Genomic DNA, 12,892 nt, shown 5'->3' with positions numbered 1-12,892 from the left:
CCAATCGATCAAGGGGTTAGATTATAGTGTCAATCAAGCTGGTTTCTTGGAATGTAAATGGAATTAGAGCAGTTTCCAAAAAAGATGATTTTTGGACTTGGTTTGAAGATGATGATTCAGACATCATTAACTTTCAGGAAGTTAGGGCTACCCAGGAACAGATTCCAAAGAAATTGGCCGAAATTGATGATTACCACAAGTTTTACAATGAAGCCGAAAGGAAAGGTTACAGCGGAGTTGGCACATACTCCAAAATCAAACCTTTAAGCGTTACCAAGGGTCTTGGTATCGAAGAGCTTGACAATGAAGGAAGAGTTTTGAAAATTGAGTATGAAGATTTTATATTGTTCAATATTTACTTCCCGAACAGCGGCAAGGATGGAATGAGACTTGATTTTAAAGTTGAATTCTGCAATGAACTGTTAAGGCAATTGGTCGAGCTTAAAAATCAAGGTAAAAACCTTGTCATTACAGGTGACTATAATATTGCTCACAATCCGATTGATGTCTACAATCCAAAAAACTGTGAGGGAAAATCCGGTTATCTTCCTGAAGAGCGTGCATGGCTGGACCAGCTTGAGGAAGCCGGCTTTGTTGATACTTTCAGAATGTTTGATGAGGGTGAAGGCAACTTTACCTGGTGGAGTTACAGATTCAAAGCACGTGAAAGGAATTCCGGCTGGAGACTGGATTACTTCTTTGTAAATGAAGAAATCAGAGACAATGTAAAATCAGCAAAAATTCTCTCAGATATTTACGGCTCTGACCACTGTCCTGTAACTTTGGAACTTGATTTTTAAAAATAAGTAAAATTTGGTGATTTAGAGTATAGTATTAATATCACCAATATCTTCAGCAATAGTAATGTCCAATTGTTCTTTTTTAATGTATTCTCTATCTTCTTCTGTAATGTCTGAATTTACTAAAATTGCACTTAAACCTGCATTTACTGCACCCAATGCATCTGCTTTGAATTTATTTCCAACCATTACTGATTTTTCAGGATTTCCATTCATTTTTCTAAGTGCAACATCAAAGATTAGTTTGTCGGGTTTTTCTTTTCCAACTTCTTCAGAGGTTATTACTTGATCAAAAAATGAGTTGATATTAAGTCTGATGAGCTTTTCCCATTGTTTGATTGTAATTCCATTTGAAATGACAGCTAAACGGTAACCTTGACTTTTAAGATAAATTAAAGTGTCTATGGTTTCTGGAAATGGTCTTAAAAGAGCCATTTTAACGTTATGGTAGGTAGTCATTCCAAGAGCCACAAGCATAGGATCTTCATGGCCTAACACAACCTGTGTCAATACATTGAAGTGTTTCCCATAATTGGATCCTTTTTCACGTATGATAGTTTTTAAAACACCATATGCTTCATCCTTATCCAATGGTAAGCCATTGTCAACCATTATTCCTATAGCTGCTTTTCTTGCGGTTTCAGCAAAATTAGTTGTGTCAAGTAATGTGCCGTCTATATCGAAAAAAACAACACGGTCATCATTGTTCATCATATAAATCTAATTTTAATTTTATGAATATTTAAATTTTTAGAAAAATGCATCCAGACTTTGCTGAACTTCGCCACGGGCAAGGTCTTCCAAATCACTTTTTGAATATCCAAAGGCATGCATGATTCTTTCAACTGCAGGAATCAGCTGATTGTTGATGTAGTAGTCCTTGTCATACTCATAACCTTCACTGTATTCATAAGGAACTGCCCTTTGGCTAATGGATCCTTTTCCTTTAATGATAATGTACTGTATGATGGTTCCTCTTGTTACCTTAATGCCGTGCTCCTCTATTTTTCTTGCAGCAACAACATGGGGTCCGACCTGCTTGTACTGGTCAAGCGGCTTGGTGATTTGGGTGTGTATGATGAGCTCCTTATTGTCAACTTCCCCTTTTTTAATTCTTTTTAAAACTTTCTTGACGGCTTTAATGGCTTTGTCAGAATCACCTTCCTTTAAAATTGCCATCAATACTTCTTCTTGAGTTTTTTTAACGATTGGTGCCCAGTCTCTTCTAACTAATTCCAGTCCTTTGGCTATGATTTCACCATCTTCAATAACTGCATATCTTTTTTTGCTTACAAAAAAGCCTCTTCTGTAAAATCCTTCGTATTCAAGTTCCATGCTTTCAGGAAGGGTTGAATTAAGATATGTTATGAATTTCAGAGCCTGCTCCTTAATTTCAGCTTCAAGAGCTAATTGTTCGGGGGTTTCTTCAGCCAATTTTTCACCTACTATTAGTATATTCTATCTTCTTAATATTTGTTTTCAAATCAATTCTGCCGTATCGCATCAATTTAATTGCCTCAATATTATCTTATTTAAGTCAAAAATCTCAAATATTACTTATCAAATGCTCTTGGACAATCTAAATATTGTATGGACTGTAAACTATAAGTGAGGTTGATTACATGGAAAAAGAAAGATTGATATCAAGTTATGATGAAGTAAACGATACATTCGTTGGAAAAATCGACGGCAAAATGGGATATTGTGCTGACTACGGCATTTCCGAAGGCATTTTCCTATCTATTGACAAGGACAACCTGCCCTCTTCAGTATTGGTCGACAATGCCTCTGAAGTATTGAACGTGTCCAAACAGATTCTGGAAAACTCCAATGTCAGGATTGGCATTGACTGTGATGGCATCTGTCTGATTTTTACAATGTTTATTGAAAATTTAAAAATCTGCTCAGTCAAATGCAAAAATGAGTTTGGAATTCCCGACATCAAATTTGAAATAGACAGTAACTATTAACGTTACTCTCTATTTTTAAATCTTTAAATACTACTTTTTAAATAATATTAGTTAATCAGATTTTGGCTTTTCTATCACAATTTAAAAGCAACTACAATCGGCATTATGGAGGTAAATAATTTGAAAAACCAGGATATTGACGTTAATTCAGTTGAAGAAATTGTTATTGTGGTGCCTGAGGAGGCAATGCAGGATGGTGAGTTGGAAATAGATTTGGATGAATTGGGAATAGACCTGGAGTCTCTGGGTGAAGATGTCAATATTGTAATTCAAGTTGAAGGTGATGGCATTGATGATGAATTGATGCTTGACGATGATGATGAAATGACTGAACCTAACGAATGGTATTTTGACGATGATCCCTATGAGATAGTTTATTATGAATTTCCGGATTTTGACTAGGTGGTTTTATGGAGAAAGTTCCTTACTATGTTTATGATGATGAAAAACAGCATGATATGTGTGAACCTGCAGAACCCTACATTGACGATGAGGATTTGAGGGAATTTCTGATGGAATTTGTTGGAGATAAGGCATGCGAGTCAGACATTCAAGAACTTATTAATGCATCCTCTGATGAAAGTATTTCCGAAGAGGATTTCGACAAGTTATTGGATGATTTTATTTCTAAATACAAATCCTAATTTTTACTATTTTTAGCTGAAAAATAAAACATTTATATATAATGATAGAGTAATATTTTATTATCATTATTCTATAATGCTCTTTTTTGCTCTCAAAAATTAATCTGTTAATTATCTTGCAGACAGTTTAATTGAAAGGGAATTATAGACTGCGATTATTATATTATTAATTATATTTATTTAGGTGAAATAATGGCAATTTCTCAAGGAAAATCAACAAGAAGTCCATCAGGTGCAAGAAATGTTGCACACCGTGGAAAAAGGAAATCTGAATTAGGAAGAGATCCTGCTGAAACTAGATTAGATGATAAAAAATTAAGAAAAATCAGAACCCGTGGCGGAAACGAAAAACTCAGATTAGCTACTGGTAATAAAATCAATGTTACTGACGCAAACGGTAAAACCCAAGTATTAGAAATTCTTGGTGTAATCGAAAACACCGCAAACCCTAACTACGTAAGAAGGAACATCATTACTAAAGGTGCTATCGTAGAAACTCCTGAAGGTAATGCAAAAGTAACTTCCAGACCTGGTCAACACGGTGTTATCAACGGCGTATTAATTTAAGTTTTCAACTTAAACTTTCTATTTTTTTTTATTTTCAACTATTTTTTTCAATACTTTTTTTCAAAAATTAACTATAATTATATACTTGTTTTCACATATTATATATTGATAATTTATTTAGGAGATATAATGTCAGATGATAAAATTAGTATGAATCATGGTGCTGGTGGAGAAGTAATGGCTAATTTGATTGCTAGCACCGTATTGGATAATATCACTAAAAAAAGCGTAAATGGTGGTATTAGTTTAGATGCATTAGATGATGGAGCTTCCATCCCTCTAGGAGATTGGGAGATTGTTTTCACCACAGACGGTCATACTATCGATCCGTTATTTTTCCCTGGAGGGGACATTGGTAGAATTTCAGCTGCAGGAACAATAAATGACGTTTCTGTAATGGGAGCACGCCCATTGGCTATTTCCAATGCAATCATCATGCAGGAAGGTTTTCCAATTGATGATTTGGACAAAATCATGAAATCATTAAATGAAACTTGTGAAGAGGTTGATGTAGCAGTAATTACCGGTGATACAAAGGTAATGCCTCAGGATAAGCTGGATGGCATAGTAATGGTAACTACCGGAATAGGAATTGCAAAAAAAGGAGAGGTAATTCGTGATTCAACCCTGCAGGTTGGTGATAAAATCATTGTTACTGGCAGTTTAGGCGACCATGGAATGAGCTTGATGTCATTTAGAGAAGGATTCGGATTTGAAACAGATTTAAAATCTGATGTAGCCCCTATGTGGAACATTATTAAAAAGGCTTTGGATGTTGGGGGAGTTACAGCAATGAAGGACCCTACTCGCGGTGGTTTTGCCAATGCTATTAATGAAATGGCTTCAAAAGCAGGTGTTGGTGTTGTTCTTGAACAGGATGCAATCCCAATACGTGAAGAAGTCCATGCAGTATCTGAAATGTTAGGCATTGACCCATTTGAAGTAGCTAACGAAGGAAAAGTTGTTATGGGTGTAAATGCAGATAAGGCCGAAGAAATCCTTGAAGCTATTCGCAGTGAAAAATATGGTGAAAATGCAGCAATAATTGGTGAAGTTGTTGAAGGAGATTATGTGGTTATAAACACCCCTATAGGCGGTGAAAGAATCCTTGAAGCTCCTATAGCTGATCCAGTTCCGAGAGTTTGTTAAGGTGATAAAATGGCAAGTGTTTTTTCAAGAAGAATTTATGCATATGTAATTGATTTTTTTGTAATATCCGCATTCATGTGGATAATTTCATATCTGTTATCTCTAATATTTAACCCGGTGGATATCATATCAGTTTATGGCATTTTACCTTATCTACTTCCAATAATACAGTTAATCTATTTTATATTCCTTGAAAAATCAAAAGGAGCCACCATCGGCAAATCATTAATGTATTTGGAAGTCAGATCCAGAAATGGTGCCAACATTAACTGGGCTCAGGCAATCGTACGTAACTTGACTAAAGTTTATTGGATTCCTATAATTTTCGACTGGGCTATTGGCAGAATAATGAATTCTGATAGGTTATTCGCAAACATTACAAGAACCGTTGTTGTAAATATGATTTAAATATCATATTTTCAAATATTTTAGAGTATTATGATTAAAAAAGTCCAAGTTCTATGGTATCTTAATAAGGATGATTTAGAAAACTATTGCATAGATTTTAAGGAATATAAATCTCATAAGTTAGAAGGATATGAAATCTGCGACGTTGATGAGGATTTAATCTATGATTTATGTGACAGAGACCCCGATAGACTGGAACCTATAGGTTATTTTAAAAACAAAAAGGAAATTGAAAACTATCTGTCGGACACCATCACAAATAATGAGTATGAGCTTGATTTGGACTCTCCAGAACTTAAGGCAAAAATAGCTGATGCATGCAATAATGTAGAATTTTCGGGCGAGGATTATTATATCAGCGTCGGCGAAAATTATGCAAAGATAGCAAGCTGGTTTGAAACTTTAAGAAGCGAGTATAATAGCTCATCAAAAGATAATGTATGGGTTTTGGCCGTGACAGGTTATGACCCTTATGATTTGTCCCTGACTGGCAGAACTTTATCCTACGTTTTGGCTGACATTTTAAACTTGAATGAATCATCACTGGATAATCTAATTCCAAATAAGGGACACATCACTGTTGATGAATGGAATGAAATTTTAGACAAGGTTTATAAGAAAAATAAAATTTATTTAGGTTTAAACAGAGTTGTCTAACTAAATTTCACCCTTTTTAAACTCACTTGGCTCGAAATAGGAAATTTCCGCAAGATTATTTTCTATCAGTTCCCTGTTGATGTCATCTGAATCAGTATATACGATAGCCAGTGTTCTATCATACTTGTCTTTAGGTTGTGCATTGTCAATATCCAAATAAACTGTTTTTCCAAGACATTTATCTTCAACAAACTTTTTGGCATCACTGAATCCTGATTCATTTACCTGTGGAGTTTTGACTTGGACCAGCTGAACCTTTCCAACACCATACACCTGAATTGTATTTCCATCAATTACGTCAACACATTTTCCTGCATTTTCATAGTTAACAGTCTTGTTTCCAACTGTCAGCGTACCTGTCTTATTTTCAATGGTATTCGGTTCGTCCAAAAACAGGTTGACTATTGTAAAACCTATTGTTATTAAAAATATTATCAGCAGGACAGCCGATATTTTCCTTTTGTCCATATTTAATCTCTCTTGTAATGTTCACAGTAGCGTTTGTATCTGCATGACCTGCATTTGTTCGGGTTTTTAGTTGGAATGAATGGTTTTGTACCATCTAAAAGGCCCTGCATTCTGTCAATTGTGAATTTTATCTGATTTTCAACTTCTGGTGTGAACACTTCAATCCAGAAGAGATTGGAAGTTCCCCTTTCTCTTAAGGCAGCTTTAATCAGCCTTTCGTCATTTGTCATGCTTTTGTATGCAAGGCAGTATGCCCTTACCTGGTTCATTGTTGATTGGTAGGGTGTTCTACCCGGTTTGTCGTCAATTATCACGATTTCATCTGGTTTCATCCATATCTCATCAATGTATCCTCTGATTCCAAGCTCCGGTGCAATCACGAAACATTCCCTTGACATTAATGCATTCTCCTTTGAAGCTTCAACTGCATCTTCAAAGCTTGTTGGTGTTGCGTCCTGTTTGAAAATGTTTTCAAGCTGGTTGTGGATGTCGCTGCCATGTGTCATTTCAGGTGTAGCTGCAGTTTCAATACCTTTTATGCTCTCGAGATATATCTGGTATTCGCAGTATCCCTGTTTGTTGAGCCAACTAATGGGGAAATTGTTTTTACCTTCAATTATTTGAATACCTTTTATGTCAGGATGGTTTTTAATTGAGTATTCCTTTTCATATTCGTTAATGTTTTTTTGTTCCATAATGTTAATTATGTATTTTGTATGTGAAATACTTTTCAAATGCTCTAGGTGTCTTTTTATATAGTTGATTTTCTAAAACTATTTTCATGCACTACATAACGTCAAAATCGATTCTGTCTTCAAAAAACGGAATGAATCTGTATAGGGGATGCACTCACGGATGCATATACTGTGATTCCCGAAGCGAAATATATGGAATGGACCATAAATTCGAAGACATTGCCGTCAAGCAGAATTCTATAGACTTGCTTAAAAAGGAACTCAGAAAAAGGCCAAAGGCAATGATTGGAACAGGTGCAATGACAGATCCCTATGTTCCATTGGAAAAACATTTGCGTTATGTTAGAAAATCTTTGGAGCTGATTTACAAATACGGATTCGGATTTACCTGCATTACAAAATCAGATCTGATTTTAAGGGATTTGGAACTGCTTGAAAAGATTAATGAAAAGTCAAGAGTCGTTGTTCAGATGACATTAACAACTGCGGATGATGAGTTATGCTCCGTATTGGAACCGAACGTATGTCCAACATCAAGACGTGTTGAAGTCTTAGAAATCCTACGGGATTCCGGAATACCGACCGTTGTCTGGTTATGCCCGATACTGCCATACATCAACGACACTGAAGAAAATATCAATGCCATACTTGATTATTGCATTGATAATGACGTTAAAGGAATATTCTGCCACGGGATGGGGCTGACGCTAAGGGACGGCAACCGAGAATATTTCTACTCAAAGCTTGATGAGCACTTTCCGGGATTAAAGGAAAAATATATTGAAGAATACGGTAATGATTATTCAATTCCAAGTCCAAATAACAATAAATTAATGAGCATTTTCAAAAAAAGAACCTCTGAAGCTGGAATTTTAAACAATTCCTATGATGTATTCAAGTATTTGCAGGAATTTCCTCAGGATTCATATCAGACCAAATTAATTATATAGCTATTTTTTCAAATATTTAACATGATGAATTTTGATGATTTGAACATATCCGCAGAAATTAAAAAGGCCATTGACCAAATGGGATTTTACGAATTGACTCCAATTCAGAAAATGGCAATACCTCAAATCCTGAAGGGTTTAGACATTACTGCTCAGGCACAAACAGGTTCGGGCAAGACCATTGCATTTGCAATACCTGTTGTCGAAAACATATTCATTGATGATAAATCCCCTCAGGCAATTATATTGTGTCCGACAAGGGAGCTGTGCCTTCAGGTTGCAGATGAAGTTGGAAAAGTTGGAGCCAACGTAAAAAAGCTTAAGGTTTTGGCAGTCTATGGAGGCCAGCCAATCGGAAAGCAGACAAGAGTCCTTAAAAAGGGAGTACATATAATTGTTGGAACTCCAGGCCGTGTAATTGATCATGTTGAAAAAGGTAATCTTGATTTGATTGGTGTTGAGAGGGTCGTTTTGGATGAGGCTGATGAAATGTTGGATATGGGTTTTAGAGAGGATATTGAGAGAATTTTAGATGAGGCCAAATATAGAAAACAGACTCTGATGTTTTCGGCAACAATACCTCAGGAGATAAGAAAAATTGCTAAAAATTATCAGAATAATCCTAAATTTATAAAAGTGGCCAACAAAAAGCAAAATGTTCCAAAAATCACACAATATGCTTTTAAAACAAATCATAAGCATAAATTTGATGATTTGTTGAGGCTGATTGAAGCATATGATATTGATTCTGCACTAATTTTTTCAAACACAAAAAAAGGTGTAGATTTTGTTTTCAAAAACCTTAAAAAAAGAGACTATTCTGCGGAAGCTATTCATGGTGATATGTCTCAAAAAGTCAGGGACAAGGTGATGAACAAATTCCGAAACAGCAATGTTCGTTTTCTTGTTGCAACCGATGTGGCGGCTCGTGGATTGGATATTTCAAACCTGGACTTTATTATAAATTATGATGTGGCTCAAAACTATGATTCTCATATTCACAGGATTGGAAGAACCGCTAGGGCAGGAAGCAGCGGTTTTGCATTTACATTAGTTTCAAAAGAAGATAATATTAACTTCAATAATATAAAAAATGCATCTAAGGGTAAAATTATTGAAAAGAAGATTCCAACAGATGCTGAAATTGAGAATATTAAAAATAATCGTGTTTTGGATGAAGTAAAAAAATCAATTAAAACTGAAAACTTGGATGAGTACTTAAAAGTTATAAAAAATAATTCTTCTGCAGATATTTCCTCTGAAGAAATAGCTGCAGGGTTATTAAAAAAAATTAGGAATGAATAGCTATTTAGTTCCGTCAATAATGTTAAATTTTATCTTTTCATTTTCAAGTTCACGGGTGAATGCCTTGCTCATTTCACCTACACAAATTGCAAGAACATTTAGGCCCTTACGTGCAGCATTTGCAGTAGCTTGAGGAGCTGCAAATTCAATATCAAGAGGTAAATTTAGTTTATTTACGACAGCACGTGCAACAGTACCTGCTACAGCAACTTTATCAAATTCTCCACCAGCATTTGTTCCTTTATCGTATACATTTTTAACCAAATCCAAATCACATGATTTGGAACCGCCATCTTTTATTGTTGGAAGGTTTATAACAGTTACTTCGCCTATTGTCATGTCTATAATCCCTGTAAGGTTTGTTAGGGAAACGTCCATGTCTTTTTCGGCGTCATCTAGCACTATACCGGTTGCATTTTCTTCTTTTTTATGAGCGTATAAAACTCCGTCTTCCATGAATAATCCAACAATATCATCTTTTTTCAGGTCTTCTGTTGCAATAGCTGGCCAAATAGTTTTATAATGATTCATTGTTTCCAAAACAGAATCAGAATATTTTCTAAGGCTTATTGCATCTTTCTTAACTTTATCAATACCAGCTTGGGTAATTTTATAAGGTGATCTGCCGTCTTTAGAAGTGATATAACCTTGTTCTATTAATGTTTTGATGTTTTCAGACACTGCTTGTATTGTTATTCCCAATTTATTAGCCAAATCTTTTTGTTTGAGGTGCGGGTCTTGTTTAGATATCTCACTTAAAATTTGAAAATGTGTAAGTGCACCCCTTTTTTTAAATGATTTCATCATAGTCATTCCTCAATTAAACTTGATTAATTTATATTTATAAATTTAATCATATATAAATTAATTAGATATTTTGTCCATTAGTCGGTCATTGAAAATTTCGATGAATTCATTTTTATTTTCAATAGGTATGTATGCACCGCATGCCATTGCATGTCCTCCGCCGCTTCCGCCAACTTCGGAGGCCACTTCACGGATGATGTTTCCAAAGTGTATTCCTTCATATGAAAGAAGTCTGGAGCATCTGAGGGAAACCTTCAAACCGTCATTGTCGGTTTGTGTAAAACCTATGATTGGTTTTTTCCAGTTGCAGTAACCTAAAATCATTCCGGTTACTGTTCCAACAATTTCGGGCTTGATTCCGTCCCCGTCAAAATATTGAAGATTTTCAATTTCAATGATGTGGGTATCATCGCTTCCCGCAACCTTTTCAATTGATTGTGCCAGATTGCGTTTGTGTTCTTTGCTGACGGCTTCAAGTTCATCGAGCGCTACAAATCTGTCTCCTTTTAAAACTTCCATAGCTATTTTTTCCTGATGATTCCTGCCACATGCATTCATTGCTGTTGAAAACTCTGATGCATCCCTTAGGAAACTGTCAGGATCCTCTTTCAGGAAGGTGTATGCATCTCCGATGATTAATTGCGGAATGTATCTCACATATTTTCCAGGAACTGCTTTTGTTATCATTTCCCTGAGGTATCTGAAAAGTTTTCCCTTCTCTTCGTTTGTCAGTTCATTCAATGTTTTGCGGTTATGCTTTTCATCAATTCCAAGCTCTTCTAAAATGGCCATGGTCTCGTTGGTGTTGTTGGTGATTGGCAGTTTAACGTCACTAAAATAGGAAAGAGCAACAAATAATGGCCTTGTATTTCTGCCGTAAATGTTCAAATCGCTTTTGATGACTTCGAGATATCCTTCATCGATTGCATCCTGCTGGATGATTTCATTCAATCCTTCAAAATGACCTGTCTTTGTATTCTGCATATCTCCTATGGCGGATAAAACTCCAATCCAGCTTAAATCACTGTATCCGAATTCTTTAGCTAAAAAATAGCACAATCCTCCGCCGCAAACGTAATAGGATCCGTCAATTCCATGATGAATTGGATTGATTTCAAGATAGGTGTAGTTTTTACCTTCTTTATAATCCAGATTCCTTAAAGGCGGGTGGTGGTCCAGAATTAGTATTTTTTGGCCTTCCTTGGCATTTGTGTCAATGTTCTGGCCTGAACCCAAATCAGAAAAGATGGTGAGTTCATGTGTTAGTTCAATATCGTCGAGAACATCCAGATTCACGAATTCGATTTCATGCTCTTTATTTTGCCGGTCCAGTATGGTTGATAGTATTGCGCCTGAACAGATACCGTCACAGTCGATATGTGAGTAGACCTTAATGTCTTCGGCATTTTCTATAATTTCTCTTGCCTGATGGTATTGTTCCTGCATTAATTGTGGTATTTCCATAATAATCAGTTTTTAATTTCATTTAATTTCAGGCTAACTTCCTTTAATAATTCCAATTTTTTTCCTTCCCATTCGACAAGGATTCTTCCTGATTTTTCATACCATTTTCCAGGGTATGCTTTTTCCTTGTCTATGGTGTATTTCAAACCGAGTCTTTTCAAAGCCCTTTCAATGTCTGAAATGGTAGGTTCAGCTACCGCAAGTTCTTTTGAGACTTTGCGGCCTTCGGAAAGACTTAAATTCTTATCTAAATATTGTGGCCATATGGTAATCATTTTTTCACCTTTCTTTCAATGTTTTGAATAATAGTTCCATCATGTCCGGAACTGTGTAAGTATCAGGGTAAATGTAGGAAACGCCATATTTTTCAAGGACTTTTGCAGTAATCGGACCAATACAGACGGTCAGCAGATTATCATTCAAAAGTTTTGCAAGCTTTGCTTTGTCTTTGGCTATTTCAAAGAAATTTTCAACTGTAAGGGGACTTGTAAATGTAATTGCATCAATTTCACTATTTTCAATCTTTCCGATCAGTTCCTTGACTGCATCTTCATCCATAGGAAACAGTGACTTGTAGGCTTCGGCAAGAATAACTTCGTTTCCAAGCTTTTCAAGCTCTTGGGGCAGAATAGGTCTTGCAGATGCTGTTCTTGGAATTCCGATGGTTTTGCCTGTAATCTTTTGATTTTTAAACTCTTCAATCAATCCTTCTGCAGTAAACTCTTCGGGCATCAAATCAACTTCAAGACCCTGTTTTTCGGCTAACTTTCCGGTCTTGTTTCCGATGACTGCCAACTTGCATTCAAGAGTTTTCAAAAAGTCGGGATAGAACTTGTTTAGAGAAACGATTGTGGTCGGGGATGTGAAAATTATCCAGTCCAGATCATCCTTTCTTGCAACAAGATTTTTAAGGGATTCGGTGTTGACAGGCTCCAAATCAAGAGTCGGCGCAAGAATTGCTTCACCTCCCAACTTTTCAACAATTTCACAGGCCTTCTTTGCCCTATC

General features: G+C 35.8%; 18 protein-coding genes. 10 read left to right on the top strand and 8 right to left on the bottom strand.

Annotation, left to right across the window (positions count from 1 at the left end; translation table 11 throughout):
* Positions 1-26: 26 nt before the first annotated feature.
* A complete protein-coding gene (locus tag ACJMLH_RS02105; protein ID WP_405274277.1) occupies positions 27-800 on the top strand; it encodes an exodeoxyribonuclease III in 774 nt (257 codons plus the stop codon).
* A gap of 21 nt (positions 801-821) precedes the next feature.
* On the opposite strand, the gene ACJMLH_RS02100 is transcribed toward ACJMLH_RS02105, so the two are convergent.
* Both ACJMLH_RS02100 and ACJMLH_RS02095 read right to left on the bottom strand, forming a co-directional pair.
* Positions 822-1,514 (bottom strand): TIGR02253 family HAD-type hydrolase, encoded by a 693-nt coding sequence (locus ACJMLH_RS02100; protein ID WP_405274276.1) that lies wholly within the window; start codon positions 1,512-1,514, stop codon positions 822-824.
* A 36-nt stretch (positions 1,515-1,550) separates the two neighbouring features.
* A complete protein-coding gene (locus ACJMLH_RS02095; RefSeq protein ID WP_405274275.1) occupies positions 1,551-2,234 on the bottom strand; it encodes a DNA polymerase domain-containing protein in 684 nt (227 codons plus the stop codon).
* A 188-nt stretch (positions 2,235-2,422) separates the two neighbouring features.
* On the opposite strand from ACJMLH_RS02095, the gene ACJMLH_RS02090 reads away from it, so the two are divergent.
* The 7 genes from ACJMLH_RS02090 to ACJMLH_RS02060 all read left to right on the top strand — a co-directional run bounded on the left by ACJMLH_RS02090 (position 2,423) and on the right by ACJMLH_RS02060 (position 6,195).
* Positions 2,423-2,770 carry a hypothetical protein gene (locus tag ACJMLH_RS02090; RefSeq protein ID WP_405274274.1) on the top strand — a complete coding sequence of 116 codons (348 nt, stop codon included), beginning with the start codon at positions 2,423-2,425 and terminating at the stop codon, positions 2,768-2,770.
* Between the two features lie 120 nt (positions 2,771-2,890).
* A complete protein-coding gene (locus tag ACJMLH_RS02085) occupies positions 2,891-3,172 on the top strand; it encodes a hypothetical protein (RefSeq protein WP_405274273.1) in 282 nt (93 codons plus the stop codon).
* A gap of 8 nt (positions 3,173-3,180) precedes the next feature.
* Entirely contained in the window at positions 3,181-3,414 is a 234-nt protein-coding gene (locus tag ACJMLH_RS02080) for a hypothetical protein (RefSeq protein WP_405274272.1), read from the top strand.
* Positions 3,415-3,606: 192 nt separating this feature from the next.
* The gene (locus ACJMLH_RS02075) at positions 3,607-3,981 is read left to right on the top strand and encodes a 30S ribosomal protein S8e (RefSeq protein WP_405274271.1); all 375 of its coding nucleotides are present in this window, start codon (positions 3,607-3,609) and stop codon (positions 3,979-3,981) included.
* A 129-nt stretch (positions 3,982-4,110) separates the two neighbouring features.
* On the top strand, positions 4,111-5,130 hold the full coding sequence (gene hypE, locus ACJMLH_RS02070) for a hydrogenase expression/formation protein HypE (RefSeq protein WP_405274270.1): 1,020 nt from the start codon (positions 4,111-4,113) through the stop codon (positions 5,128-5,130).
* 9 nt (positions 5,131-5,139) lie between these two features.
* A complete protein-coding gene (locus ACJMLH_RS02065) occupies positions 5,140-5,538 on the top strand; it encodes an RDD family protein (RefSeq protein WP_405274269.1) in 399 nt (132 codons plus the stop codon).
* A gap of 30 nt (positions 5,539-5,568) precedes the next feature.
* Positions 5,569-6,195: a hypothetical protein gene (locus ACJMLH_RS02060; RefSeq protein WP_405274268.1), complete on the top strand. Its 627-nt coding sequence runs from the start codon at positions 5,569-5,571 to the stop codon at positions 6,193-6,195.
* On the opposite strand, the gene ACJMLH_RS02055 is transcribed toward ACJMLH_RS02060, so the two are convergent.
* Both ACJMLH_RS02055 and ACJMLH_RS02050 read right to left on the bottom strand, forming a co-directional pair.
* Positions 6,196-6,663 carry a thermonuclease family protein gene (locus tag ACJMLH_RS02055; protein WP_405274267.1) on the bottom strand — a complete coding sequence of 156 codons (468 nt, stop codon included), beginning with the start codon at positions 6,661-6,663 and terminating at the stop codon, positions 6,196-6,198. It abuts the gene before it with no gap.
* Between the two features lie 2 nt (positions 6,664-6,665).
* A complete protein-coding gene (locus ACJMLH_RS02050) occupies positions 6,666-7,358 on the bottom strand; it encodes a PD-(D/E)XK nuclease family protein (RefSeq protein ID WP_405274266.1) in 693 nt (230 codons plus the stop codon).
* An 86-nt stretch (positions 7,359-7,444) separates the two neighbouring features.
* Between ACJMLH_RS02050 and ACJMLH_RS02045 the strand changes: the two genes are divergently transcribed.
* Entirely contained in the window at positions 7,445-8,308 is an 864-nt protein-coding gene (locus tag ACJMLH_RS02045) for a radical SAM protein (RefSeq protein WP_405274265.1), read from the top strand.
* A 21-nt stretch (positions 8,309-8,329) separates the two neighbouring features.
* Positions 8,330-9,613, top strand: a complete 1,284-nt coding sequence (locus ACJMLH_RS02040) for a DEAD/DEAH box helicase (protein ID WP_405274264.1) — start codon at positions 8,330-8,332, stop codon at positions 9,611-9,613.
* Here the strand turns inward: ACJMLH_RS02040 and ACJMLH_RS02035 are convergent, their stop codons facing one another.
* From ACJMLH_RS02035 to ACJMLH_RS02020, 4 genes are all read right to left on the bottom strand, one after another.
* Positions 9,614-10,417: a winged helix-turn-helix transcriptional regulator gene (locus ACJMLH_RS02035; RefSeq protein WP_405274279.1), complete on the bottom strand. Its 804-nt coding sequence runs from the start codon at positions 10,415-10,417 to the stop codon at positions 9,614-9,616. It abuts the gene before it with no gap.
* Between the two features lie 60 nt (positions 10,418-10,477).
* Entirely contained in the window at positions 10,478-11,887 is a 1,410-nt protein-coding gene (recJ, locus tag ACJMLH_RS02030) for a single-stranded-DNA-specific exonuclease RecJ (protein WP_405274278.1), read from the bottom strand.
* Positions 11,888-11,889: 2 nt separating this feature from the next.
* A complete protein-coding gene (locus ACJMLH_RS02025; RefSeq protein WP_405274263.1) occupies positions 11,890-12,159 on the bottom strand; it encodes a signal recognition particle subunit SRP19/SEC65 family protein in 270 nt (89 codons plus the stop codon).
* A 4-nt stretch (positions 12,160-12,163) separates the two neighbouring features.
* Positions 12,164-12,892, bottom strand: a 729-nt coding sequence (locus ACJMLH_RS02020; protein ID WP_405274262.1) for a uroporphyrinogen-III synthase, incomplete at its 5' end; no start/stop codon positions are given.

It is taken from the genome of Methanobrevibacter sp. (genome assembly GCF_045116495.1).
Taxonomy (GTDB): Archaea; Methanobacteriota; Methanobacteria; order Methanobacteriales; family Methanobacteriaceae; genus Methanocatella.
The sequence above is the reverse complement of the archived record's forward strand: the minus strand, read 5'-3'. Positions and strand labels throughout refer to the sequence as shown.

Coding starts and splice junctions, on each gene's coding strand:
- ACJMLH_RS02100 (WP_405274276.1), bottom strand. CDS start 1,514: ATGATGAACAATGATGACCGTGTTGTTTTTTTCGATATAGACGGCACA.
- ACJMLH_RS02090 (WP_405274274.1), top strand. CDS start 2,423: ATGGAAAAAGAAAGATTGATATCAAGTTATGATGAAGTAAACGATACA.
- ACJMLH_RS02080 (WP_405274272.1), top strand. CDS start 3,181: ATGGAGAAAGTTCCTTACTATGTTTATGATGATGAAAAACAGCATGAT.
- ACJMLH_RS02075 (WP_405274271.1), top strand. CDS start 3,607: ATGGCAATTTCTCAAGGAAAATCAACAAGAAGTCCATCAGGTGCAAGA.
- hypE (WP_405274270.1), top strand. CDS start 4,111: ATGTCAGATGATAAAATTAGTATGAATCATGGTGCTGGTGGAGAAGTA.
- ACJMLH_RS02065 (WP_405274269.1), top strand. CDS start 5,140: ATGGCAAGTGTTTTTTCAAGAAGAATTTATGCATATGTAATTGATTTT.
- ACJMLH_RS02060 (WP_405274268.1), top strand. CDS start 5,569: ATGATTAAAAAAGTCCAAGTTCTATGGTATCTTAATAAGGATGATTTA.
- ACJMLH_RS02055 (WP_405274267.1), bottom strand. CDS start 6,663: ATGGACAAAAGGAAAATATCGGCTGTCCTGCTGATAATATTTTTAATA.
- ACJMLH_RS02050 (WP_405274266.1), bottom strand. CDS start 7,358: ATGGAACAAAAAAACATTAACGAATATGAAAAGGAATACTCAATTAAA.
- ACJMLH_RS02045 (WP_405274265.1), top strand. CDS start 7,445: ATGCACTACATAACGTCAAAATCGATTCTGTCTTCAAAAAACGGAATG.
- ACJMLH_RS02040 (WP_405274264.1), top strand. CDS start 8,330: ATGATGAATTTTGATGATTTGAACATATCCGCAGAAATTAAAAAGGCC.
- ACJMLH_RS02035 (WP_405274279.1), bottom strand. CDS start 10,417: ATGAAATCATTTAAAAAAAGGGGTGCACTTACACATTTTCAAATTTTA.
- ACJMLH_RS02025 (WP_405274263.1), bottom strand. CDS start 12,159: ATGATTACCATATGGCCACAATATTTAGATAAGAATTTAAGTCTTTCC.